Annotated in this window: 19 protein-coding genes and 2 pseudogenes; 11 read left to right on the forward strand and 10 right to left on the reverse strand. The window is 66.1% G+C overall.

What is annotated here, in order from left to right; translation table 11 throughout:
* Positions 1–38 precede the first annotated feature (38 nt).
* The 5 genes from FV242_RS17550 to FV242_RS17570 all read right to left on the reverse strand — a co-directional run bounded on the left by FV242_RS17550 (position 39) and on the right by FV242_RS17570 (position 5,452).
* A complete protein-coding gene (locus tag FV242_RS17550; protein WP_147939812.1) occupies positions 39–305 on the reverse strand; it encodes a hypothetical protein in 267 nt (88 codons plus the stop codon).
* Positions 306–403: 98 nt separating this feature from the next.
* The gene (locus tag FV242_RS17555) at positions 404–2,053 is read right to left on the reverse strand and encodes an ABC transporter ATP-binding protein (RefSeq protein ID WP_147939813.1); all 1,650 of its coding nucleotides are present in this window, start codon (positions 2,051–2,053) and stop codon (positions 404–406) included.
* Positions 2,050–2,886, reverse strand: a complete 837-nt coding sequence (locus FV242_RS17560; RefSeq protein ID WP_147908919.1) for an ABC transporter permease — start codon at positions 2,884–2,886, stop codon at positions 2,050–2,052. Before FV242_RS17560 ends, FV242_RS17555 begins: the two co-directional genes overlap by 4 nt.
* On the reverse strand, positions 2,886–3,872 hold the full coding sequence (locus FV242_RS17565; protein WP_147939814.1) for an ABC transporter permease: 987 nt from the start codon (positions 3,870–3,872) through the stop codon (positions 2,886–2,888). The genes FV242_RS17560 and FV242_RS17565 overlap by 1 nt, the downstream gene beginning before the upstream one ends.
* The gene (locus FV242_RS17570; RefSeq protein ID WP_147939815.1) at positions 3,869–5,452 is read right to left on the reverse strand and encodes an ABC transporter substrate-binding protein; all 1,584 of its coding nucleotides are present in this window, start codon (positions 5,450–5,452) and stop codon (positions 3,869–3,871) included. The genes FV242_RS17565 and FV242_RS17570 overlap by 4 nt, the downstream gene beginning before the upstream one ends.
* Positions 5,453–5,701: 249 nt before the next feature.
* On the opposite strand from FV242_RS17570, the gene FV242_RS17575 reads away from it, so the two are divergent.
* Both FV242_RS17575 and FV242_RS17580 read left to right on the forward strand, forming a co-directional pair.
* Complete coding sequence (locus tag FV242_RS17575) at positions 5,702–7,264, forward strand: ABC transporter substrate-binding protein (protein ID WP_147939816.1); 1,563 nt, start codon at positions 5,702–5,704, stop codon at positions 7,262–7,264.
* Positions 7,265–7,272: 8 nt separating this feature from the next.
* Positions 7,273–8,838, forward strand: a complete 1,566-nt coding sequence (locus FV242_RS17580) for a GMC family oxidoreductase (RefSeq protein ID WP_187278465.1) — start codon at positions 7,273–7,275, stop codon at positions 8,836–8,838.
* 219 nt (positions 8,839–9,057) lie between these two features.
* Here FV242_RS17580 and FV242_RS17585 read toward each other — a convergent pair whose 3' ends face one another.
* The gene (locus FV242_RS17585; protein ID WP_147908908.1) at positions 9,058–9,288 is read right to left on the reverse strand and encodes a hypothetical protein; all 231 of its coding nucleotides are present in this window, start codon (positions 9,286–9,288) and stop codon (positions 9,058–9,060) included.
* A gap of 44 nt (positions 9,289–9,332) precedes the next feature.
* Positions 9,333–10,064 (reverse strand): autoinducer binding domain-containing protein, encoded by a 732-nt coding sequence (locus FV242_RS17590; protein ID WP_147908909.1) that lies wholly within the window; start codon positions 10,062–10,064, stop codon positions 9,333–9,335.
* A 172-nt stretch (positions 10,065–10,236) separates the two neighbouring features.
* Here FV242_RS17590 and FV242_RS17595 point away from each other — a divergent pair, with 172 nt between their 5' ends.
* The 4 genes from FV242_RS17595 (at position 10,237) to FV242_RS17610 (ending at position 12,417) form a co-directional block, all read left to right on the forward strand.
* Positions 10,237–10,869 (forward strand): acyl-homoserine-lactone synthase, encoded by a 633-nt coding sequence (locus FV242_RS17595; RefSeq protein WP_147939818.1) that lies wholly within the window; start codon positions 10,237–10,239, stop codon positions 10,867–10,869.
* 16 nt (positions 10,870–10,885) lie between these two features.
* Positions 10,886–11,065, forward strand: coding sequence for a hypothetical protein (locus tag FV242_RS17600; protein WP_147908911.1), 180 nt, complete (start codon positions 10,886–10,888; stop codon positions 11,063–11,065).
* Between the two features lie 222 nt (positions 11,066–11,287).
* Positions 11,288–11,749 (forward strand): MucR family transcriptional regulator, encoded by a 462-nt coding sequence (locus FV242_RS17605; RefSeq protein ID WP_147939819.1) that lies wholly within the window; start codon positions 11,288–11,290, stop codon positions 11,747–11,749.
* A 458-nt stretch (positions 11,750–12,207) separates the two neighbouring features.
* Positions 12,208–12,417 carry a hypothetical protein gene (locus FV242_RS17610; RefSeq protein ID WP_147939820.1) on the forward strand — a complete coding sequence of 70 codons (210 nt, stop codon included), beginning with the start codon at positions 12,208–12,210 and terminating at the stop codon, positions 12,415–12,417.
* A 55-nt stretch (positions 12,418–12,472) separates the two neighbouring features.
* Here the strand turns inward: FV242_RS17610 and msrA are convergent, their stop codons facing one another.
* Complete coding sequence (gene msrA, locus FV242_RS17615; RefSeq protein WP_147908913.1) at positions 12,473–12,991, reverse strand: peptide-methionine (S)-S-oxide reductase MsrA; 519 nt, start codon at positions 12,989–12,991, stop codon at positions 12,473–12,475.
* Between the two features lie 206 nt (positions 12,992–13,197).
* A pseudogene (locus FV242_RS17620) lies at positions 13,198–13,403 on the reverse strand (ATP-binding protein); the annotation flags it as partial.
* A 602-nt stretch (positions 13,404–14,005) separates the two neighbouring features.
* Here FV242_RS17620 and FV242_RS17625 point away from each other — a divergent pair.
* From FV242_RS17625 to FV242_RS17645, 5 genes and pseudogenes are all read left to right on the forward strand, one after another.
* Positions 14,006–15,160, forward strand: coding sequence for a tyrosine-type recombinase/integrase (locus tag FV242_RS17625; protein ID WP_246692753.1), 1,155 nt, complete (start codon positions 14,006–14,008; stop codon positions 15,158–15,160).
* Positions 15,161–15,303: 143 nt separating this feature from the next.
* Positions 15,304–15,504, forward strand: coding sequence for a hypothetical protein (locus FV242_RS17630; protein ID WP_147939822.1), 201 nt, complete (start codon positions 15,304–15,306; stop codon positions 15,502–15,504).
* Positions 15,505–15,904: 400 nt separating this feature from the next.
* Positions 15,905–16,417 (forward strand): annotated as a pseudogene (locus FV242_RS36345) (bifunctional DNA primase/polymerase); the annotation flags it as partial.
* A gap of 260 nt (positions 16,418–16,677) precedes the next feature.
* Entirely contained in the window at positions 16,678–18,687 is a 2,010-nt protein-coding gene (locus tag FV242_RS17640) for an AAA family ATPase (protein ID WP_147939823.1), read from the forward strand.
* Positions 18,688–18,997: 310 nt separating this feature from the next.
* Positions 18,998–19,612, forward strand: a complete 615-nt coding sequence (locus tag FV242_RS17645) for an HGGxSTG domain-containing protein (protein ID WP_147939824.1) — start codon at positions 18,998–19,000, stop codon at positions 19,610–19,612.
* A gap of 197 nt (positions 19,613–19,809) precedes the next feature.
* On the opposite strand, the gene FV242_RS17650 is transcribed toward FV242_RS17645, so the two are convergent.
* Entirely contained in the window at positions 19,810–20,487 is a 678-nt protein-coding gene (locus FV242_RS17650) for a recombinase family protein (protein ID WP_147939825.1), read from the reverse strand.
* Positions 20,488–21,054 lie beyond the last annotated feature (567 nt).

The following is a 21,054-nucleotide window of genomic DNA, read 5'->3' on the forward strand; positions in this document are numbered from 1 at the left end:
TCGGATCGGCCCCGGCCAGGAGCTGGTCCAGGATCGCGTCAGGGACGTGGGGTGCTTTGCGTCGTGCCATCGGGAACCTCCTTCGGATCCACTATGGCCGCCCCCACACGAAATTCCTGACAGTCCCTGCCGAGCAGCAGCATGGCGGGCAGCAGCGTCCACGGCCCGGAGCGCCAGACCAGCCAGCCGGAGCCGGCCAACATCAAGACATGCGCGCCGAGGCGCATCGCACCGCGCAGGTCCGAGCGCTGCGACAGCGCCTTCACCTCCGCGCCCGTCAGAATTCGTCCGCTCGCCGAAGCCATCGATCTCCCCGAGAGTTGCAGGCGCCTCGAAAAACACACGCCTGGTGCATCATCCGTGCCGGTGCCGCGGGCCTTCGTCGCCGAACCGGCGGACGCGCTCAGGCGGTCCGCGCCTCGGGCGCCGACGCGTCGAGGCCGCCGAACAGGCGGCGGCCGGGCATCGCGGCCACGAGGCCGCGCGTGTAGGGGTGCTCGGGCGCGGCGAAGATCGCAGCGGCCGGTCCCGCCTCGACGATCCGGCCCTGCTGCATCACCGCGACCCGGTCGGCGATCCGGGCCGCGATGCGCAGGTCGTGGGTGATGAACAGCATCGCGAGGTTGTACTCGGCGCGGAGCTCCGCCAGCAGGTCGAGCACGCGGGCCTGTACGGAAACGTCGAGCGCCGAAACCGCCTCGTCCGCTACGAGGACGCGCGGCTTGAGCGCCAGCGCCCGGGCGATGCAGATGCGCTGGCGCTGGCCGCCGGAGAACTCGTGCGGGAAGCGGTCGGCCGCGCCTGCCTTCAGGCCGACCCGGTCGAGCAGCGCCCGTGCCTCGTCTACCGCCTCGGCCTTCGGCACGCCGTAGGCCATCGGGCCGCGGGCGATCGCCTCGCCGACCCTCTGGCGCGGGTTCAGCGCCGCGAACGGGTCCTGGAACACGATCTGGAGGCGGCGGCGTGCGACCCGGAGGGCTTCGCCCCGCAGGGCCAGGAGATCCTGGCCCTCGAAGCGGACACGGCCCGAATCCGGCTCGGCCAGACGCAGGATCATCTGCCCCAGGGTCGACTTGCCCGACCCCGACTCGCCCACCACCGCCACCGTCTCGCCGGCCGACAGCGTGAGGGAGATCCCGTCCGCGGCGACCACGCGCCGGGCTGGACGGAACCAGCCCTGCCGGGTGATGAAGGTCTTGGAGAGTGCTTCGATCTCGAGCAGCGGCGGCGACGCCGCCGTCGTCCTGCGGGGCGTGCGGCCGCCGCCATGCGGCACCGCGGCGATCAATGCCCGGGTGTAGGGGTCGCGCGGCGCGGTCAGGACCGCCTCGGCGCTGCCCTGCTCGACGACCCGGCCGTCGCGCATCACCACGACGCGGTCGGCCATCTCGGCGACCACGCCGAAATCGTGCGTGATCAGCAGGACGCCCATCTGCCGCTCGCTCTGGAGGCGGCGGATTAGCGCCAGGATCTGCGCCTGCGTGGTCACGTCGAGGGCGGTGGTCGGCTCGTCGGCCACCAGCAGCGCCGGATTGTTGGCCATGGCGATGGCGATCATCACCCGCTGGCGCTGGCCGCCCGACAGCGCGAACGGGAAGCTGGCCCGGATCCGCGCCGGGTCGGGCAGGCCGACATCCTGGATCAGCGCGCCGACCCGTGCTCCGACCGCGGAGCGCGGCGTTTCCGGCGCATGGGCCCGTATGGCCTCGGCGATCTGCTCGCCGATCCGTTTCAGCGGGTTCAGTGCGCTGAGCGGCTCCTGGAAGATTATCGCGGCCTCGCGTCCGCGGACGGTGCGCATCTCCGCCTCGGAGGCGGTGGCGATGTCGCGCCCGCGCAGCGCGACCGCGCCGCCGGCCACCGTCACCCCCGACGGCAGCAGGCCCAGGATCGCGTGGGCGATCATCGACTTGCCCGACCCCGACTCGCCCACGAGGCAGACGATCTCGTTTGCGCCCACCGTGATCGAGACGTCGCTCACCGCCTGGGCCCGGTCGGCGCCCCGCGGCAGGCTTACGGAGAGTTCCGAGATCGTGAGGACCGGCTGGCTCATGCGCCGCTCCGCCGGGCAAGCCGCGGGTTGAGCGCGTCGTTGAGCGCCTCGCCGACGAGGTTGATGGCGAGCACCGTCACGAGGATCGCGGCGCCGGGGAAGACGCTCGTCCACCAGGCCTGCCGGATGACCGTGCGGGCGGCGCCGACCATGTAGCCCCAGGACATCAGGTTCGGATCGCCCAGACCGAGGAAGCTCAGCGCGCTCTCGATCAGGATCGCGGTGGCCACCGTGAGCGAGCCGGTGACGATGATCGGCGCCAGGGCATTCGGCAGGATGTGGCGCAGGACCAGGGCCGCGGGGCGCTCGCCCTGGCAGGCGGCGGCCCGCACGAAGTCCCGGTTCTTCAGCCGCAGGAACTCGCCGCGGGTCAGGCGTGCCAGCGGCGGCCAGCTGATCGCCGCGATCGCCAGGATCTCGTGGGCGAGCGACGGCCCGAGGGTCGCGACCAGCAGTACCGCCAGGATGAAGCCGGGAATCGTCTGGAACAGCTCGGCGATCCGCATCAGCACGGCGTCGACGACGCCGCCGAACCATCCGGCCGTCGCCCCGATCGCCACGCCGATCAGCAGCGCTGCGAGCGTCGAGGCGAGGCCGATCGCCAGCGAGACCCGGGCGCCATGGGCGAGGCCGGCGGCGATGTCCCGGCCCATCGTGTCGGAGCCCAGGGGCAGATCGGGGCTGAGCGGCGGCTCGAAGGGCGCGCCGACCATCTCCCAGGGATCGACCGGGACGAGGAGCGGCGCGAAGATCGCCACCACGACCACCGCCACGAGCAGCACGAGGCCGATCACCCCGCCGGGATTGCGCAGGAACGCCCGGACGAACCCCATCACGCGGCCTTCGCGGAGGCGTCGATCCGCGGATCGATGAGCCGCGAGAGCAGGTCGGTCAGCATGTTGATGACGATCACGAGCACGGACATGACGAGGAAGATCCCAAGCAGGACCGGGTAGTCGCGCTGGCTGAGGGCCTCGAACACCAGCCGGCCGAGCCCCGGCCAGGCGAAGACGGTCTCGACCACCACCGAGCCGCCCACGAGCGCCCCGGCCTGCATGCCGGCGACGGTGACCACCGGCAGGATCGCGTTGCGGATCATGTGGTCGCGGATCACGCGTCCGCGGGTAAGCCCCTTGGCCCGGGCGGTCTTCACGAAGTCCTGGGCGGCGACCTCGACGATCGAGGTCCGCATCAGGCGGGCGTAGACCGCCAGATAGACGGCGGCGAGCGACAGGACGGGCAGGATCAGATGGGCCAGCACGTCGCCGACCTGCCCCAGCGGCGAGAGGGTCGCGCCGACGCTGCGGTAGCCGAAGGCCGGCAGCCATTCGAGCTGGACCGAGAAGACCAGCACCAGCATCAGGCCGAGCCAGAAGACCGGCATGGCGTAGAGCACCAGCGCCACGAGGCCGATCAGCGTGTCGGACCACCGGCCCGCCCGGACGCCCGACAGGGTACCGAGCAGGATCCCGGACCCGAGCGCCAGGGCGAAGGCCGTGCCGGTGAGCAGCAGGGTCGCGGGCAGGCGCTCCAGCACGAGGCCGAGCACCGGCCGCTGCTGCCGGTAGGAATAGCCGAGGTCGAGCCGCAGGACCCGGCCGAGATAGGTCGCGAGTTGCACCGGGTAGGGCTTGTCGAGGCCGTATTCCGCCCGGAGCTGCCGGAGAAGCGTCTCGTCCGAGGCGCCGGACTGGCCCGCGATGACCTGGGCCGGATCGCCGGGCGCCGCGTGGACGAGGGCGAAGTTCACGCTGGCGATGACCAGGATCACCGCCAGCGTCCGCGCGATCCAGGCGGCCAGGGCGGCCATCGTCCTCATGCGCGATAGGCCCGGGCGAAGGTGTCGTTCACGCCGCTGCCCGTGACGACGAGATCCTTGATGCGCTTGTCGGTGAAGGTCGGGAAATCGAGTTCGGTGAGCCAGGCCACCGCGGCGTCCTCGACCAGGATCTTCTGGACCCGGCTGTAGAGCGCCTGCCGGGTCGCGTCGTCACGCGCCACGGCAGCCTCCTCGAACAACCTGTCGACTTCCGGATTGCTGTATCCGGAGGTGTTCGAGAACAGGATGCCCTTGCGGATGTTCGTGGAGATGTAGGAGCGCGAGACGCCGAGAGCGGGATCCCCGTATTGGTAGGTCCAGGGCGCGGAGATCTCGAACTCCCAGTTGCCGCATCGCGCCGCCCAGCCGCCGACGTCGATGCCTTCCAGCACGATGTCGATCCCGACCTTGCCGAGGGACTGGCGCACGTACTCGGCCACCCGCTGCCACAGCTCGCCGTAGGGCGGCACCAGGTATTTCAGGCTTACCCGCTTGCCGCCCGCGCCGGGCTTCAGCCCCATCTCGTCCAGGAGCGCCGCCGCCTTGGCCGGGGCATACTCGTAGGTCTTCACGTCCGGCTCGTAGAACCGCGTCTTCGAGGAGACCGGGCCGGTGGCGACCTTGCCGAGGCCGAAGAAGACGCGCTTGCGCAGGGCCTCCCGGTCGATGGCGTAGAGCACCGCCTGCCGGAATCGCCGGTCGTTCATCGGCGCGATGCGCGTGTTCATCTCCAGCCAGAGATGGGGGGCGTAGAACTCATAGCCCTTCGTGGTCATGTCGAGGTTCGGCAGCGCCTTGAGGCGCGGCACGTCGAAGGCCTCGACGTCGTTCCACTGGGTCAGCTGGATCGTGCCGCTCTCCAGGGCGACGGCCCGGGAGGCCGCGTCCGGAATGACGCGGTAGTAGATCTCGTCGAGATAGGGTTCACCGTTGCGGTAATAGCCTTCGTGGCGCACGAGGTGGATGTGGGATCCCTTGACCCATTCCTTGAGCTTGAACGGGCCGGTGCCGATCGCCCGGGCGTTGTTCGGGTTCTGCCGCAGATCGGTGTTCTCGTAGAGCGCTTTGGAGATGATCGGCGCGGTGGTGGCGTCGAAAGCGTGCAGGAACGGCGCGAACGGCTCCTTCAGCTTGAACACCACGGTGAGCGGGTCCGGCGCTTCGGCGGAAGCAAGGCGCGAGAACGTGCCGCGCGCCCTCGCATGAGCCTCCATCAGCGCCTTCGTGACGGAGAACACCACATCCTCCGAGGTCATCGGCGACCCGTCGTGAAAGGTGATCCCGGGAAACAGCTTGAACGTGTAGGTCAGGCCATCCGGGCTGCGCTCCCAGCTCTGGGCCATGCCGGGCTTCGGCGTCAGATCGAAATCGTAGGTGAGCAGGCTCTCGTAGATCTTGCCGCAGACCGTGAGCGTCGGGGCCTGCTGGTTGAGCGCCGAGACCAGGATCGGCGGCTCGGGCTGGATCACGGTGGTGAGGACGCCGCCGCGGGTCTGGCCTGCGGCGCGCGTGATGCCGAAGGGGATCGGCCCCGCCGCACCTGCGGCGAGCACGAGCTTGGCGAAATCGCGTCGATTCATCCGGGACCTTTTCAAGCGGCTCGGAGCCCTCCGGGGCGATCCGGCAATCCCCACGGCGAGCTGGGGCCGTTCCAGCCGAATGCATCGAACAGGCCACTTCTGGTGGCGCTAACCCGGCAACCTTCCAATTCGTGGGTGAGGAGGCCCGCACGGTGCCCTCGCGGATCGCGCCGAACGCCCCTGGATCGGCACGCCATCTTTTGCTGGTATCCGGCTTGCTTAGCCGGCCCGGACACAGGGTGAATACGCATGAGACGATTCTGGCTTCCCGGGCTGATTGCAGCCGCGGGTGCGCTCCTCGCGCCGGCACCGGCCGGTGCGGAGACGACGGTGCGGGCCGTGCTCGAGGCGGAGATCGTCACCCTCGATCCTTATTTCACCACGGCCTACATCACCCGAACCTTCGGCTTCATGGTCTACGACACGCTGTTCGCGCCGGACGCGCGGGGCCTGTTCCAGCCGCAAATGGTCGACACGTGGTCGGTGTCGGATGACCGCCTGACCTGGCGCTTCACCTTGCGCGACGGCCTGCGCTTCCATGACGGCACGCCCGTCCGGGCCGCCGACTGCGTCGCCTCGCTCAAGCGCTGGGCAGCCCGCAGCGCACTCGGCGGCCGGCTGATGGACGTGGCGGCCGCGCTCGAGCCCGTGGACGACAAAACCTTCGTGCTGACGCTGCGGGAGCCCTACGGCCTCGTGCTCGACACGCTCGGCACCACGTCGAGCCCGACGCCCTTCATCATGCCCGCCCGGCTCGCCGCGACGCCGGCCACGACGCAGCTCTCGGAGGTCATGGGATCGGGTCCCTTCGTCTACGACCGCGCCGCGCACATCACCGGCGACCACATGCTGTTGCGCAAGAACGCCGATTATCGGCCGCGTCCCGAGCCGGCGGACTTCCTGGCCGGCGGCAAGGTCGTGAAGGTCGGCGCCCTCGACATTCGCGTCATTCCGGACGGGGCGACGGCCGTCGGCGCCCTCGGCGTGGGCGAGATCGATCTCATGCAGTACGCGCCCTTCGATCTGATCGAACAGATCGAGCGCAACAAGGGCCTGGCGGTGTTGAACTTCACCGGCCCGCACAGGTTCACGGGGCATTACCGCATCAACACGGCGGCCGCGCCCTTCGACGACCCGGCGATCCGGCGCGTGCTGCTGAGCCTCGTGGATCAGCGCGAGGTCCTGGACGGGTTCGGCCTGGATCCACGCTTCTCGCAGACCTGCGACGCCTTCTTCATCTGCGGCTCCCCCTACGAGACGCATGCCGGGACCGAACTCCTGCGCGATCCGTCGGTGGCGGCGGCCCGAGCCGCCCTGAAGGCGACCGCCTACAAGGGCGAGCCCGTGATCGTGATGGCGGCCAACGATCTCGAGGCGGCGCGCGTCTCCTCGACGATCCTGGCCGACCGGCTGAAACAGGCCGGCTTCACCGTGGATCTCCAGGTCATGGATTGGGCGGCCCTGCTCGCGCGTCGCACCAAGAAGGCCGGGTGGAACGTCTTCGGCATTCACGCCCTCGGCCTCGACCTCAGCTCCCCGCTCACGAACTCGGCGATCAACTTCAATTGCAAGGATGCAGCGAGTTCCGGGTTCATGTGCGACCCGCGCATGGTCGGGCTGTTCGACCGGTTCTCCCGCGAGCCCGATCCGGACAAGCGGCGTGACATCGCGGGCGAAATTCAATCCGTCATCTACGGCGAAGGCCTGGTCGTGCCCTTCGGCCAATTCGCGCAGCCCGCAGCCTACCGGACCACGCTAACCGGCCTGATCCCGTCCGCCATCCCGCTGTTCTGGAACGTTGAGAAGAAATGAGCGCAGCCCTGTACGATGTGGTCGTCGTCGGCGCCGGATCCGCGGGGGCCGCGCTCGCCGCACGCCTCTCGGAAGATCCGAAGCGACGTGTGCTCCTGCTGGAGGCGGGGCGCGACTGGCGCACCGGCGAGGCCCCGCCGGCCTTGCGCTCGGCCAACATCGTCCCGTTCATGTACGATCCGGACCACCAGGCGGATTGGCAATGGCCCGGGCTGATGAGCCGGCGGACGCGCGTGCAGGAGCCCCGCTTTTATTGGCGTGGGCGTGCGCTCGGCGGCAGCTCGACGGTCAACGCACAGATCGCGATCCGCGGTGTCCCGGCGGCCTTCGATGCCTGGGCGGAACAGGGCTGCACCGGCTGGTCGGCCCGTGACGTGCTGCCGCTCTTCGACCGGATCGAGGACGACGCCGAATTCGGCACGGAGGCCGGCATCCGTCGTGGCGGTCCGCTCCCGGTCTACCGTGCGCCGCCGGAGGCCTGGGGCGCGGTGGATCTCGGGCTGCGGGACGCAGCCCTCGCTGTCGGCCATCCCTGGAAGGCGAACCTCAACGCTCCGGAGGGCGAAGGCGTCTCGTGCAATCCGATCAACAGTCGCGATGGGCACCGTGTCACCACCAACGACGCCTACCTCGAGCCGGCACGCGGGCGGCCCAATCTCGAGATCCGCGGCGGCGCCCTCGTCGATCGCGTCCTGTTCGAGGGACGCCGCGCGGTCGGGATCCGCGTCCGCTTCGGGACGGGGCCCTGGACCGAAGTTCACGGCCACGAGATCGTCCTGTGCGCCGGCGCCATCCATAGCCCGGCCATCCTGATGCGCTCCGGGATCGGCCCGGCCGCGCAGCTCCACGCCCTCGGCATCCCCGTTCTTCAGGCCCGCGAGGCGGTCGGCGGCCATTTCATGGATCACCCGATCCTGCGGGCGACGATGGATCTGCGGCCCGACCACCGGGCGTTCGGTCCGGACGCGCGACACACCAACTGCTGCGTGACGTATTCCAGCGGTCTCGCGGGCGGCGGCGAGCGCGACATGATCCTCGTCGCCTACAATCACCGGGGCCTGACGGGTCCGGAGCCGACCCCGCAAGGGGCCGTCGGCGTCGGGCTGTACGATGCGTTCTCGCGCGGTTCGCTGCACCTCACGTCGGCCGATCCCGAGATCAATCCGGTCATCGAGGAGAACATGCTGGACGATCCGCGCGATCGCCTGCGCATGCGCGATGCGGTGCGACGCCTCGCGCACCTGATGGCGCAGCCGGCCCTGGCCGATCTCGCCACGGCGATCCGGTTCGGAGAAAGCCCGCTCGCGATCGGCGAGGCCGCGCGCCTCCCGGATACCGAACTCGATGCCCTGATGCTCGCCGAAGCCGGCGATATCCAGCACGCGGCCGGCACCTGCCGCATGAGCGGATGGCAGGACGCATCCGGCGTCGTCGACCCGGATCTCAAGGTTCGCGAGATTGGCGGACTGCGCGTCTGCGATGCGTCGATCATGCCCAGTGATTGCCGGGCCAACTTGCACTTCACCTGCGTGATAATCGGCGAACATCTCGCTCGGAGCATGGCCAAGCAATAAGCTGAAGCTCTTTCATGTGCCGAATTTTATGATTCACTGCCGTGCATCGCCCACTCGGACGAGCCTGCGAGGCTTGTGCGAATCGCGGAACGAGGGCTGCTTCCTCTCGACGGAACACCGAACGCAACCGGTTTCTTTTCGGCCAGATCCCGTCGTTCATGGCCGCTCAGACGGTGGTGACCGGACCCATCTTCAGCGGCCTGCGATGTGCGGCCTGCATCAAGAGGTCCGCGTTATGCGCGCTTCGATTATGCGGAGCGCCTCAAGCCGTTCATCGTCGTTCGGCAGTGCGCGGAAAGCCCGGATCAACCTGGCGAGCAGGTAGGTGCCGTGCAGATCACCGGCTTTGTCCAGTTCGACAGCACTTTCAGTCGCAAACACTTGCGCAGGCACGCTGAGGGCTGCCGCAATCAATCGCAGGAGATGATCGTCTCGCTCGTCGTGCGCCAAGGGCTATCCGAATCCTCTGTCGGCCGATGCGGGATGCCTCCTACCTAGACGATCAAACCGAGCCGGAAACCCTCGGCCACAGACTGAGCCCGATTGCGTGTTCGAAGTTTCGTGCGCACCCCGCGCAGGTGTGAGTCGACCCCGTGTTCCGAGATGCCCATGATCTCGCCGATTTCCCAGTCGGTTTTGCCCTCAGCGGTCCACTGAAGGGTCTCACGCTCGCGCGGTGAAAGGCCAGCGGATTGTTCGATTGGCTGGCCGCGCACAAGTAGGCCGTGACCGAAGGCGTAGCTGGCGACAAGCGTCAGCATTCCGCGATGCTCGGGGGCTATCTCGAGCCGGCGGCCGGCAAAGCTCATCCCGCCGATCTCACCCTCGACGGTCGTCAGGGGGACCGTGTAGCCGTCGCGAAGGCCGAACTCGGCCGCCTCGTTCATGATTTGAACAGCGGTCTCCGACGTCGGCGACGGAAGTGCGGGGTCGCGCCAGCCAAATCCCGTCTGCCTGTGCAGGGTTTGCACGACGATCGGATCGTGTGCGGCGTAGCGCCGATGCAGGTACCGTTGCCGCCACTCGTCGGGAACGCTTTCCATCACCAGGAACTGCCGATTGAAGCTGGTTAAGGCGGACGATGTAGGGAGAAGCCCGGCGATGATCGCGTCGATCCCAAAACCCGCGAGTTGGCGGTGTACCGTTGAAACCACCTCGGGAACGCTGCCGGCTCGGTCAAGCTCTTTAAGCAACTTGAGCGTGTGATCGAGTGATTTTCGGCTCACGACAGCCCCTATCGTCTGCTCTCGAAAGCTTCGAGCCGCGCTTCAACCGACGATAGCACCGAGACCTCATCTCCGGAAATAGCCCGCACCGCGCAACAAACAGGCGGACACCACGCGTTCGCGTGGTGTCGCGCGCCGCGTCGGGCGGGCACACCAAGCACGGAGGTGTTTCATGATTAAAGTCATCACTGCCGCGAATATCGATCATAACCGAGAGCTAATGGAGCAAGCGTGGCGCCTGCGGCATAGAATTTTCGTGGAGGAGATGGGCTGGGCGGCAATCGCTCGCGATGACAAGCGTGAGATCGACGAGTTCGACGATGAACATGCCGTCCATCTTCTCGCAGTCGACGACGATGAGGTTGTGGGATACTCCAGGCTCCTCCCAACTTTACGCCCCTACGTTCTGTCCACGCATTTGCCGCAGCTTTGCGAAGGCGTGCCACCCGCCTCGCCGCATATCGTCGAGTGGAGTCGGATCGGCGTCGCCGGCCCCGCCCGCACCTCGGGCCGTCGGCTCAATCCAACCGCTCTGGCCATTCTCACGGGCATCGTCGAGTGGGGGCTGCCTCGTGGCCTGAAAGGCTTCGTCTCCGAGATGCCAACGAGTTGGCTTCTACGGCTGCTTCAGCTGCACATCCATGCCCTGCCCCTTGGGCTTCCGCAGACGATCGATGACGTCGAGATCGTCGCGGTCAATGCCGGCTTCGACGGCCGCAGCCTCCGACAACTCCAGAAGATGCGCGGGAGCACGGACTCGGTCTTGGCGCCGGAGAGCCGGGTCGCCGCCCGGCTGGCAAGCTGAAGAAGGCCGCCTTGTCATGAGCAACGCGCTGGCCGATGGCAGCCATGTCGACAACGGGGGTGAGCTCATAAGGCGCGCCGCCGAGCAGGCCCTGGATCTGCGACAGACCGTCAACGAACTGGTCGATCCGCAGCTACGCGAACTTGTTGACGTTGTACTGATCGAACTTGGATTTCGCCTTTCCAAGCTGAAATGACGATCATCCCGCACAACATCTCCAGGTAGCGGAACCTAAAAACCGCGCCGCCGCACATCTTATGTTGCCGCCCAATAGCATCTTCCTGTCGCTGGAACTGGCCGAAAATCCAGCGGCAGGCCCCTGATTCCTTCGAATACTTACTGGCCATGCCAAGATCCAGCAAGAGGAATCAGTCTCATTCTTTCGCCGACAGCAGAAGGCCATGTAAGGAAAAATCCAATGCCCAAAATGTCTTCTCAAGAATCACTGCCACACTCATGCCTTGAGCTGGCAGCTGAGATCACGGCCGCCTATGTCACCAACAATCACATCGCGGCGACCGATCTGCCAGGTTTGTTCGAGTCCATTCACTGGGCACTTTGCAACCTGGAGCAGCCATCCGACGAACGCCGTTCAGCCATCGCAACCACTGAAGTCCCGAGTCCTGCACAGATCCGCAGGTCGGTCCAGCATGACCACATCATGAGCTTTATCGACGGACGTTTGTACAGAACCCTAAAGCGACATCTCACCGCCCACGGCCTTACGCCTGAGACGTACCGTGCCCGCTACCGCCTGCCCAACGACTACCCGACTGTGGCCCCCAGCTACGCCGAGCAACGCTCGGCGATCGCGAAGGCGATCGGTCTTGGGGTACCGGGGGCACAGAGTGTTCGGCGCCCGCAACAGGCCGCCGAGTGAGACCCGGAGGCTCACCTTTCGGCCGGACCAAGACCCGGGGACCCTCACCAGCCCGAGACCTTGCACAGGCCTTGGTTGGCAAACGGGGTCAACGCCAGCATGGCTCAAAGCCATACCTCAGGGAGGACGACTTTTGAGGGGTCAGGTCACGTCAACGGTGAGACGGGCGGCAAAAGCATGGCGTGGGTTTTTCCCCAGTTGGCGGGAAGCAGTCATGCCGCCAGCGATGAGATTGCAACGATCAGGTGCTTGATGCCGCAATTGAACGCATTCGGCACGAACCATCCGGTTCGGTCCTCTATCCCAAAGAGCGGCAGGCTCTTTACTAGGCCCCGCTCCTCGCGTGACCGGTGGTGAACGGCACCCTGCGATCGGAGCGGGCGTCACCCGACAGGAACCGGGACCGATGAAGGAGCTTGGCTCACCAAGTCGGTACGGTCGCCGGCCGGGAGAAACGCATGTCTGCCGATACTGAGAAGCACCGCGCCCTGCTTGGCGCCCTCAAGGACGCCCACGGCAAGGGCGACGGGTCATTCGAGAAAGCTGTCACGGCGGCGTTCGAACACGTCTTCGAGCACCTGGGCCGCCTGAACGACCACGTCGCACGGGGCGGTCCCGATGGCGAGGAACGGCGCCTGGAAGACGGGGAATCTGCGACTTTACGATAATCGCGGCCCCTCGTTGCGGCGTTGACGCTCAGGTGCGCCAACGCCTTTCGGTGGATCAGGAATTCTGCGCGGCCGCGGACCGTACGGGAAGGGCCCAGTTTGGTCTTACGAAGTGGCAGGTGTACCCATCGGGCCGCCGCTCCAGGTAATCCTGGTGTTCGGGCTCGGCCTCCCAGAAGTCTTCGGCGGGCGCCACCTCGGTCACGACCTTCCCGGGCCACAGGCCGGACGCGTCGACGTCGGCGATGGTGTCCTCCGCCACCCGACGCTGGTCGTCGTCGGTGTAGTAGATCGCCGAACGGTAGCTCAGGCCGCGATCGTTGCCTTGGCGGTTCGGGGTGGTGGGGTCGTGGATCTGGAAAAAGAACTCCAGCACGCGCCGGAAGCTCGTCCGTGTCGGGTCGTAGACGATTTCGATGGCCTCAGCGTGGGTGCCGTGGTTGCGGTAAGTGGCGTTCGGCACGTCGCCGCCGGTGTAGCCGACCCGGGTCGACAGCACGCCTTCCTGACGCCGGATCAGGTCTTGCATACCCCAGAAGCATCCGCCTGCCAGCACCGCTCTCTCGCTACCCATGTTGTCCTCCGTAAGCTCCTGCACACTCCTAGATAGGGGCTCCGACTGCGCTTACCCCATGGCCCGGTCTACCTGCTGTCAAACAGCGTTGATCATTGACCCCTAGGATGGGTGTGGCGGGACGCCCCTGATCAGCCCGGCGAAGCGAGTCGAGGGGGCACAGCCGGTCAGATCGGGGGCCAGCGGACGCGATGCGTGTGCCGGCCTCAGGCGCGGTTCTTGAAGCGCCAGTTCTCCTTGCCGGTCTCGACGATCCCGCAATGGTGGGTGAGCCGGTCGAGCAGCGCCGAGTCATTTTGGCGTCGCCGGCGAAGATGCTGGGCCATTCCCCGAAGGCGAGGTTGGTGGTGACCACGATCGAGGTGGTCTCGGAGAGCTTGCCGATCGGGTGGAACAGGAGCTGGCCGCCCGACAGTGTGCACCTTCATAGGCGCACGGCTGCGAGGCAGCAGGGATGAAGGGGGGACGAGGCCGGTTAAACCGCAAGATCGGAACCGTGCCGCTGAGCATAGCTTGAACCCATCCCGAGCCAACGCCCACGGTTCAGGCAAGCGCGACGCTCCATCGGTCGGAATTGGCGACATGCTGATGGCCGACCGAAGCCACCATCGTCCAGGGTTGTCCATCCCGCTCGACTGGGCACAAACTGGACGCCAGCCACAACAGTCTAAGTTAAGCGCCTGAAAACCCTGGCGCGCCCTACGGGAATCGAACCCGTGTTTTCGCCGTGAAAGGGCCGTCACGAGACAACCTGGACAAAGGCGTAACCCACAGCACGCTCTGTGCACTCGTCTTTTTCGTCTCCTACTACCATAGTTGGCCTGACCGTCTGTGTGAGACGCTCTGTGAGACCGATTGATGGCAAAGCCTAGCATCTTCGATAGCGTCGCTAAGCGGGTCCGGCTTCCGTCGGCCAAGAATCCACGCTGGCAGGGTGTTTCGGGAGGCCGAGGCGGCGTCAGCCTGGGCTACCGCAAGCCCGCGCGAGGACCGGGCACCTGGATCGTCAAGCTGGTGATCGATGGGAACCGCGTCGAGCAACGCCTCGCCCAAGCTGACGATCTTGGCTCGGATCCGGATGCCCTCTCGTACCCATCTGCCGTGACAGCAGCCATCGATTGGGCGCGCGCTCAGGTACGTCGTCTCGACGGCGAAGGGGAGGGGGACGATGCCGAGGTCCCGAGCGTGCGCACGGCCGTCGAGGCCTATGTCGCTGCTCGCTCAAAGCGTGCCCCCACAGCGGGGAGGGACGCCGAGAAGCGCCTCGGCAAGCACGTCCTATCTGATCAAGCTTTCGCCGACATGCACTTGGCGAAGCTCAACGCTGGCACCGTCCAGGCTTGGCGACGGCGCCTATCGAGCGAGTTGCAACCCACGACCGTCAACCGGCTGCTGAACGACCTGCGCGCCGCGCTCAACGCAGCTGCGGAACACCACCGTCGCATGCTTCCAGCTACGCTCGCCGCCGAGATCCGTGCCGGGACGAAGGCAAACTCAGCAGGGTCGACCGCGCGCAAGCAGGTCCTACCCGATGCCGAGATCCGCCGCCTTGTTGATGCGGCCTTTGCTATCGACGAGACTGGTGATTTCGGGCGGCTCGTACTGGTCATGGCAGCCACGGGGGCTCGCCACTCTCAGGTTGCCAGGATCACCGTGGGCGACGTGCAGGTCGCGCGTGGTCGAATCATGGTGCCGCCCTCGAACAAAGGGCGCGCCGGCAAGCGCCCGACGCCGATCGCCGTGCCAGTCGGCGCTGACGTGATCGAGCGGCTCCAGGTCGCCCTCGCCGGCCGTCGAGGGCACGAGCCGCTCTTGTTGCACTGGCGGCATCGACAGGTCGGGCCCGTAACCTGGGAACGGATCGATAGGGGGCCTTGGGCCACGGCCTCGACAGCGCTGCGCCTATGGAACAGAGCCCGGACCCGCGCAGAGGCGCCTCCCGGGACAGTCATGCTGTGCCTACGCCATAGCTCGATCGTACGAGCACTGAGTGTCGGCGTACCGGTGAGGCTCGTCGCGGCGTTGCACGACACCAGCGTGCAGATGATCGAGGATCACTACTCCGCCTACATCGTCGAGGAGACGGAAGAGATCGCCCGTCGCGCCGTCACACCGCTGGCGCCGAGCGCAGTTGCTACGCTGAAGCCTGTTGACGGAGCCGCAGCGTGACGGAGCGGCAGCGCGCCAAGAAGAAGTGGACGAAGGCTGGCAAGCTCCGCGGCCGTCCCGCTGGGAGCCGATCCTACGATCCGGAAACGAGTCGCTCTGGCGATCCCCCGGTTCGAGAGCCCGAGAGACGCGGGCGCCCGCCTGTGGCGCTGAAGCCGATGATCTTGCGCCTCATCCAGATGGAGACCGGCTTCCGCAAAGCCAATTTTGCGAAGCAGCTGGCCAAAGAGGCCGTAGGGAATGAGATCAAGGAAGAGACTGTAAAGCGGCGGCTTCGCCGAGATCGCAGCGAGGCACGCAAGCGGCAAGAGCGTCGAAAATATAGCACATGGACTTTCGACTGATTATGCTGCCGTCACAATAAGATAGATAATTGTTTTTAGCCCCGTCGTGACGCCTCTGCGAGGCCGTGTCTCTTTGTCGTCAGACAGATCAGACAGAGGCAGGCTGTAGCATGGCACGTCCGACCGCAAACCGCCGCGAGCGTCCAGACACCATCCCGTGGCAGAAGCGCCCCCATCTGCGGATGGATGTGGCGGCCGAGGTAACCGGGCTGTCGCGCAGCACGATCTACCGCCTCGCTTCTGATGGCCGACTGACGCTCCGGCGCCTCGCCGGTCGGGTCGTTGTCGAGACCACGGGTGTCCTCACACTCGTTGAGAACGCTGAACCCTGGAGGCCGGGGACCCGCGGCGCTGCGGCGCGAGCGAAGCGATCTGAGGCGGCCCGTGCCGCGCTGCGATGATGACGTCCGTGATCTCCATCGCCCCAACCGCGATCTCATCAGAGTCACGATCGCCGTTCGACGGCGTCGTCGATGATTTTGTGTGTGCTGGCCTCGCCGAAGCAATCCTTCCGGTGATCCCGCCGACTGCCGACGTATCGGAGCATCTGCGACAGAACCGTGGAAAGATCCCTGGATGCCTTGGCGACGGCTCATGGTTCGGGTTCAAGCGTTGGACGGAACACGTTACCACACCCGAGGATATCGCCCTGTGGCGGACTTGGCCTGGTGCAGGCTTGTGCATCCGCACAGAGGTTCTGCCCGCCCTGGACATCGACGTCGATGATCCGGAGCTGGCCGCGCAGATCGCCGAGCTCGCGCGGGAGCGGATCGGGCCTGGCGCGCTGGTGCGTACGCGTGAAGGCTCGCCGCGCTTGGCGATCCTGTTCCGCACCGACGCCCCAACTTACAAGAAGCACATCGCTTTCACGCTGCCAGCAGACCCGAAGCCCCACGCCGTCGAGTTGCTCGGAGTCGGACAGCACCTCGTCCTCGCTGGGCGCCATCCGAGCGGGACTCTATACTGCGTGGAGGCACCGGGCCTCGCCGGTCGCACGCTCGCAGGCATCCCATCGCTCTCCGGCGAGGCGGTCGACGACCTACTTAGCCGCATTCGGTCACTCATTCTGAGTGCTGGCGGACAGGCCTCGCAAAGCGGGCATTCGAGCAAAGCTCGTCAGGCGGACAAGCGTCTCGACCCCCATGGCGCTGTGACGCGCGCCGGGAGGCGTGGGTGCCTGCGCTGTTCAACTGGGGACCTGGCCCCACAGAGCAGCCATGGCGGATCACCAGCGGTGAGCTCTGGCGAGAGGACATCCTCCAGGAGGATCTATGCATATACCCGGATGGGATCCACGACTTTGGTACCGAACGGCATCATACGCCAGTGTCGCTCATCTGCGAGTTCGGTGACATCGAGGCGGATGGAGAGATCAGCTTCGGAGGCCCACCTGAATACGGCCCCGTGCGCGACGAGTTGTACGGGGTGGTCGGGGAGGAGGATCCGGACGTACGCCGGCCGACCGAGACTGAGGCGACCGCCTGGCTGTGTCGATATCTCGATGGGCCGGCCGTCCCACCCAATGCCACGCGCGAGACCCAAATCGCCTGTCTGGCTGCGGCCGTCGGTCTGGATTGGACGGCTCTACGGATCGAGCACGCCCGGAGCACCTATTCGCTCGTCCCGTACGACGATGCTGGCGACCCACTCCCGGAGGTGGCTCCCGAGGAGTGGACACGGGCTCAGATCGCGGACAACGCGTCGCGCATCAGCGCCAAGCGTGCTCTTGATCCGAAGAGTTTTGATCAATGGCGGTTCGCCTGGGAGATCACCGGCGCGGCGAACGATGACAGGGAGTTGGATCAAACTCTCGCCGTCGAAGCAGAGCGGGCGCGGGCTTACTTGCCACTAGTAGAGTCTCCCACGCCCCCGTCGATCGACACGACGCTGACTGCGCCTACCGGGCTTCTCGGCTTCGAGCTGATCACCGGGATCATCGACGCCCGGACCATCCCGACGCGCGAGCACGTCATCTATCCGCGTTGCCCCTGCAGGGATGTGCTGCTCACGGTCGCTGAGCCCGGCGCCTCCAAATCGACCTTGGCGCTATTCGATGCGCTGGTGATCGCCAGCGGTGAGGAGCGCATCCTGCGCGGCGAGGACGCCGTCTCCCCCGAGCGCCTGCACCGGCCGGGCCCGGTGATCGTCTATGATGCCGAGGACCCGCTGGAGGAGATGAGACGGCGGCTCGTGGCGGGTCAGCGCGCTTACGGCCTGACTGAGATGCGCTACGGCATCGCTCTGTGGTCCGGCGTCGGCGACGCGTTCCTGCGGATCGCGCGGCGGTGTCCAGAAACGAAAGCCCTCGTCGAGGCTGAGGGTGCTGCACTGCTCATGCGACGCATCGTCGAGATTGGCGCGGTCTACGTGGCGCTCGGCCCCTTCGCCGGTCTGGCCGAGGGCATGGACGAGAACGGCGCCGCCGACACCAACACCTTGATGCAAATCTTGGTGCGTATCGCCGCGGCGACGGGCGTGTGCATCAACGTCATCCATCACACCTCCAAGAGCGGAGGCGCTGATGCCGGCAGTATGAACTCGGCGCGCGGATCGTCCGCCATCGCCGCCAAGGCCCGCGCCATGGTCACGCTGAACAACCTGACCGCCGAGGAAGCGAAGCTCTACGGCGTGCCAGCGCAAGACCATTTCGCGATGACCTACGCCAAGCTCAGCCACGGCCGCAAACCCAGTGGGCCAATCGTCTTCAAGCGCGAGAGCGTACCGGTCGGGAATGGCCGCGGCCTTCTCGACGATCCGCGGGACGCGTTCGAGATGTCCCCATACGCTGTCTTGCAGGCGGAGGGCGATCAAGCCCCAGTGCTGCGGCCGGTGCGGGTCGGGTCGATGCCCCTGCGAGAGGCAACGCGTGAGCAGCGGCAGATCGCAGCGAGTGATGGCGCGGCGTCAGCCATGCTCGACGTGCTCGGCGGCGTCGGGCGGCGTCCGTTGGCGAGCATCCTGCCAGACATCACCGCGCGGCTACAGGAACGGCGGTTAATCCGTGGCAGTGGACGCAACACCGTGCAGACCTTTCTGCGCACCCGTCTCGGCGACTCCGGTCAGAGCGCGATGCATAACGGACAAAACGTCCGGGTGCGGGTCGAGAAGGCGGGACCGAAGCCCAATGATCCGTTGTTCGCGGTAGTCGAACCGGTGTTGGACACGATGGCTAGACCGTCGTGAACCATCCTTGTCAGCGTCGTCGGAAACACCGGATCGACTACACCTACAACACTGATTTTATTGAGTTTTCCGCCTCTGAAAGGGGGGTTGTCAGGGTTGTCAATTCTGACAGCTCCGACAACCCCTGAAAAAGATCAATGATTTCAACGTTGTAGAGGTTGTCAGAGTTGTCGGCCCTAAAGGGGAGGGTGGGACGCTGACGACGTCCCCACCCCTTCAGGTCCTGATGATCGGATCGAGGAGACGACGGACAGGATGTCCGGTCGGGGCGAAGCGCCCTTGCGACGCCCATAGTTCATGAGGTCGTACCATGAAACGACGATCGCCACCCACGAACGGCAAGCGGAGGAAGCCGACGGCTTGGTCATATTCGGCTGAGTTCCGAACGATCGCCAACGCGGCGCTGCGACGGTTCAACAGCCAGCGTCACCTGCATCCGATCTGTGGCGCGAAGGCCAAATCGACCGGCGAGCCGTGTCGGCAGATCCCGGCGAAGGGTCGCACGCGGTGCAAGTTGCACGGTGGCGCCACGCCGCGGGGTGACGGGCCGGCCGGCTGGCACACGCCGGGCTTTCCGAATGGCCTGCCCACGGGCAAGCCGCGCAGCGACGCGTACAAGGTCCGCAAACGCCGGCAGCGTCGTGCCGCGATCGCGGCCATGACCGCGGACGAGTTGGCCCGGCTGGAGGCGTGGCGGCGGACACACAAGCCGGGCAGCACGCGTGATCGGTCGCACGGGCGCAACGCGCGCGAAGCACGTCAATGGTTGGAAGCGATCATGAAAGAGGCTCCCAACGCGCCCACGCCGGATCAGCTCGAGCTGAACGCACTCCGGGCGCAGCTTCACGCCCATATCGCACGCCTAGACGCTGAGATCGCAGCGGAAGCCGAGGGTGGGGCGCTGGTCAGTGGCCTGTTCGATTAAGCCCTTCGACTCAGTCGCATGAGAAAAAGCGCGTCAGGAAGCCCGTTGAGGTCTGTGAGGCGGTGGCTTGGCTTCCCCTCACGCGCCAGATCGTCTCCCCGCCCTACGCCCCTGTAAACCTGCTCGGTGCCTCAGCGTAATTCGACGGCCGGCATGGCGAGCACGGCTCAGTTAGCGAGCCAAGCCAACCACACCGGTTAGGGTTTGACATCTGCTGCTTCTGTACGGGACAGAATGTCCCGCACGCGATTGTGGCTCATTTGAAATCCTCGCTTGCCCATCGCGGCCGCGATGACGCGCAGTGACTTGCCACCAGCCTGTAGCTTAGCCATTTCGCACACCGCCTCCTGCTCGCCCTTGACCTCGGCGAGCGATCCGTCGTCCCGTCGCGCGAAGCCGAAGGGGACCGTGCCGCCGAGGTAGCGCCCGCGCTTGCGCTGGTCGTGCTTCACGTCAGCGATCCGCTCACGGGTGCGGTCGCGCTCGGCCTCTGCAACAGCCGCTAGGATTGTGAACACGAGCTTGGCGATACCGTTGCTGGTGACATCGCCGCCGAGGTCGATCATGTGCAGAGTGACGCCGCGGTCGCGCAGATCGCCCATCGTGTTGAGGGCGTCGAGCGCCGAGCGAAACATACGGTCGAGCTTCGGTGTGATGACCATGTCGCCGCGCCGCAGTATCGCGAGCAACCGGCCACCTTCCGGGCGGTTGCCGATCGGCACCGAGCCGGATACGCCCCGCTCGACGAAATGAGCGTCGATGGTGAAGCCCTGCATCAGCGCGTAACCTTCGGCACGCCGTTGTTGCGCGCCGAGGCTTTCGCCATCTTCGGCTTGGCGACCTGTTGAGACACGGGAGTAGGTGTAGATCGCCACGCCCAGCCTCTGTTAACCCGTCAGCCTGCGATTAGCTAAGCTGACGAATTGAACACTGTCAACCCGCATTAGCAGGCTAACAAATAGGATAATGACGAGGGTGCTCCCACGTCTTCTGTGTTCGGCTTCGTGAACGTCACGATCGCGAAGAAGCCCGACTCGATTAAGCGTTACTGCTCGCGTCCGTTAATTCTTCGGAGCATTCTGATCGAGTTCGCCCGGTGCGGCCGATAGCACCCCTGGGGTATGCCTTGCTGTCAAATCCGTGACGCTGGCTTGTCGCATCCAAAAAATTGAGCTTGAGAAAACGAACCGGACAAAATGTCCGCATTCAGATCGATGAACTTTACATGGCCGAAAAGGGCTCGTCTGCGGTCGACATTCAGATCTGAGAAATGGACTTTCGTTGCGCGTAAAGGGAGGGGGGCGCTTCTCAGCGACTACAAGCGGATTTCTGAGTCGTCGCCGACCGCGATCCGGATCGAGTGGTGAGCTGCCATTAAGTCGCCTCCGGGAAGCCGACATTCAGCTTTGCGCCCATCCCGGCCATTCGCTCGCTTCCCGCGG

Source organism: Methylobacterium sp. WL64, assembly GCF_008039945.1.
GTDB lineage: Bacteria > Pseudomonadota > Alphaproteobacteria > Rhizobiales > Beijerinckiaceae > Methylobacterium.

What these genes read in the sequence shown, in the direction of transcription:
- FV242_RS17550 (WP_147939812.1), bottom strand. Translation starts at nt 305, where the DNA reads ATGGCTTCGGCGAGCGGACGAATTCTGACGGGCGCGGAGGTGAAGGCG.
- FV242_RS17555 (WP_147939813.1), bottom strand. Translation starts at nt 2,053, where the DNA reads ATGAGCCAGCCGGTCCTCACGATCTCGGAACTCTCCGTAAGCCTGCCG.
- FV242_RS17560 (WP_147908919.1), bottom strand. Translation starts at nt 2,886, where the DNA reads ATGGGGTTCGTCCGGGCGTTCCTGCGCAATCCCGGCGGGGTGATCGGC.
- FV242_RS17565 (WP_147939814.1), bottom strand. Translation starts at nt 3,872, where the DNA reads ATGAGGACGATGGCCGCCCTGGCCGCCTGGATCGCGCGGACGCTGGCG.
- FV242_RS17570 (WP_147939815.1), bottom strand. Translation starts at nt 5,452, where the DNA reads ATGAATCGACGCGATTTCGCCAAGCTCGTGCTCGCCGCAGGTGCGGCG.
- FV242_RS17575 (WP_147939816.1), top strand. Translation starts at nt 5,702, where the DNA reads ATGAGACGATTCTGGCTTCCCGGGCTGATTGCAGCCGCGGGTGCGCTC.
- FV242_RS17595 (WP_147939818.1), top strand. Translation starts at nt 10,237, where the DNA reads ATGATTAAAGTCATCACTGCCGCGAATATCGATCATAACCGAGAGCTA.
- FV242_RS17600 (WP_147908911.1), top strand. Translation starts at nt 10,886, where the DNA reads ATGAGCAACGCGCTGGCCGATGGCAGCCATGTCGACAACGGGGGTGAG.
- FV242_RS17605 (WP_147939819.1), top strand. Translation starts at nt 11,288, where the DNA reads ATGCCCAAAATGTCTTCTCAAGAATCACTGCCACACTCATGCCTTGAG.
- FV242_RS17610 (WP_147939820.1), top strand. Translation starts at nt 12,208, where the DNA reads ATGTCTGCCGATACTGAGAAGCACCGCGCCCTGCTTGGCGCCCTCAAG.
- msrA (WP_147908913.1), bottom strand. Translation starts at nt 12,991, where the DNA reads ATGGGTAGCGAGAGAGCGGTGCTGGCAGGCGGATGCTTCTGGGGTATG.
- FV242_RS17645 (WP_147939824.1), top strand. Translation starts at nt 18,998, where the DNA reads ATGAAACGACGATCGCCACCCACGAACGGCAAGCGGAGGAAGCCGACG.